The organism is Dyella sp. ASV21 (assembly GCF_016428975.1).
Classification (GTDB): Bacteria; Pseudomonadota; Gammaproteobacteria; order Xanthomonadales; family Rhodanobacteraceae; genus Dyella.
On sequence record NZ_JAELTT010000142.1, the window covers coordinates 1 to 2,492 of the forward strand.

Genomic DNA, 2,492 nt, shown 5'->3' on the forward strand with positions numbered 1-2,492 from the left:
TATTCAGCTGGCTGCCGTTCACCGCGTCCACGCTGTCCGACGCCAGCGAACCCGCTGCCACGTTCTTCAGCGTGCGAGCGTTGCCATCCTTATCGGCAAAGTCCACCGCCTCGCCATCGGTACCTGCACCCACCGTCAGGTTCGCACCCGGGGCGGCCTGCTGCACCAGACCGATCTGACCCTGGTTCAGCTGCTCGGTCAGATTGGTGATGTTGGTGGTATTGCCATCCACGCGGCCATCCAGCTGCGACAGCGCGTCACCCACGTTGTTGAACGTCTCGCTGTTGCCCGAGGTGTCCGTCAGCTCGTACGACGGTGCCGTCACCGTGCCCGTCGACGGATCGAACTGCGCACCACCGCCCAGTGCATCGGCGACGCTCTGCGCGGCCGTATTCAGCTGGCTGCCGTTCACCGCGTCCACGCTGTCCGACGCCAGCGAACCCGCTGCCACGTTCTTCAGCGTGCGGGCGTTGCCATCCTTATCGGCAAAGTCCACCGCCTGGCCATCGGTACCTGCGCCCACCGTCAGATTTTCACCCGGAGCGGCCTGCTTCACCAAACCAAGCGGCAGGTTGGCAATGAGATCATTGGTTTCTTGCAGCTGCGACAGGGTCACCGCATCGGAAGCGTTCTTGCCCTCCGCGAGATTCGTTATGGTCACGGGACCCGTGCCCTTGCCTTCGGCGAGGCTGATGCTGCCATAGTTGACCGAACCGTCAGAATTCTGATCATAGGTCACTGCCGCCACAGGGTGACCATTACTATCAATGAGGCCGCTTGCCTTCAGCTGGCTCACGTTCACTGCGTCGGTATCTTCTTTACCAATAGCAACATGCACCAACTGGCGATCGAAAGCGGCTGATCCAATGGAAACGGTCTTCGCACGATCGGCCACAGAGCCCTGACCCAGCGCGACGGCGTCGGCTACTGTCGCCTTGGCGCCCTGACCCAGAGCAACACTCCTGGCTGCAGCAACCGTAGCGCTTTGTCCAACAGCTACACCATTGCTTGATGACACATTGGCACTTTGGCCTATCGCCGTACTACTGCCGCCGGTTGCGGAAGCCGCCTGACCAAGCGCTGTCGAGTTAACACCCATGGCCTGTGCACCCGCACCTACCGCAGTAGCGGCAATGCTCGGCCCACAGAGTCCGGAAATACCTGCCGACGCGCCAGCACCAAGAGCCGTTGATCCCTTACCCAGCGCATTCGCGTAGTAACCGATCGCGACTGCATAATCTGCGTTGCTGGCAGCGCCCAGATTGTCACAACCCCAATCGGCGTTGGCACCATCACCCACGCCGGTATCTCCCGCCCCTATGGCATAAGCGAGAGGGCCTGAGTTCGAATACCCCGCGTAACCCGCACTTACCGACCCGGCGAACATAGCCAACCCGAGGCCCGCCCCACAGACCACACCGTGCGCTGCTTGACGCGTCTTGCTCTTGCCCTTGGTATATGCAAGTTCGGAAGCCACCACCCACTTGCTTAGGGCGGTGCTCCAGATGACTCGGTAGGTTTTGTTCATGACGTGGTTTCCTTGGATGTATTTTTGTGAGTCACGAGGGCAACGATGCCCGCCGCGCGATCTGCTCGCGCGGGGCTGGTGGAGCTTGAAGACCGAACAGATCAAGGTGAGCGCCTAAAGCGCCAATGCACCGAATGGCCTAATCCGTACCCAAAAATGGATCACGGGTACTTCACAAGCATAAGAATGGGGTTATGGACGGCGCAGAGGTCTTAAGCCACGTCGCGTGAGCGAATACCACTAGTCACAAGCGCACAGAAAACTTGACGCATGTAATCGAAACGCCTCAGCAATGCAGGTATATGCGCACCAGCCAGCGGGCTCTGGATGGCAAATCTTGGCCGGCATGTGAGCCACATCTCAGTTGCCTTGCGCTCAACACCGCAGATGGCCGACAACACGTCGCGTCGCAACCCACGCTAAACGAATGACCGACGCCCCGCTCGACTCGTAAGCATTGCTCGTAACCGCGCGTAGGAGAAAACGAGGCACGGATGCATGGGCGAGCGCTGCGGCATCCGCTCACTGCGGTCGTCACATGGTTATTTCAGAAGATTCTTGGCCGTGGACGAATTGCCCAAGATGGGCCCAAGCACATCCGTATCCATGGTCGCTGCACTACGCCGTCAATCTCTGTGGGCCATTGCCCACCCACTGAGACCGGCCGTAGTGATCCTGTCGAGACACACGTCGCGTGGGCGATGATCGCGTGAGGTCATCGCGATGCGGGTGCGCTGACAGCGGGCGCATCAGCACCCGCATGCTGGTGCCGACTCAGGAATGCATCACTGCATCCGCCTGAGCCGCGGTCCATTTTCAGGCATCGGTTTCAGCGGAGGCCTATCGATGTTGATGCATCGGGCCACGATGCAATCGACCACGCCCTAGCCGCCCTCATCCCCGCATAGGGTGGCGTGCTACGAAAGGCACACCATGCGCTGCCTTGCCCAAACCCACCGACTTG

1 pseudogene is annotated in these 2,492 nt (G+C 60.3%); it reads right to left on the reverse strand.

Going from position 1 to position 2,492, the window contains the following annotated elements:
• Positions 1-796, reverse strand: a pseudogene (locus tag JHD67_RS22475) (hypothetical protein); the annotation flags it as partial.
• Positions 797-2,492: the final 1,696 nt, after the last annotated feature.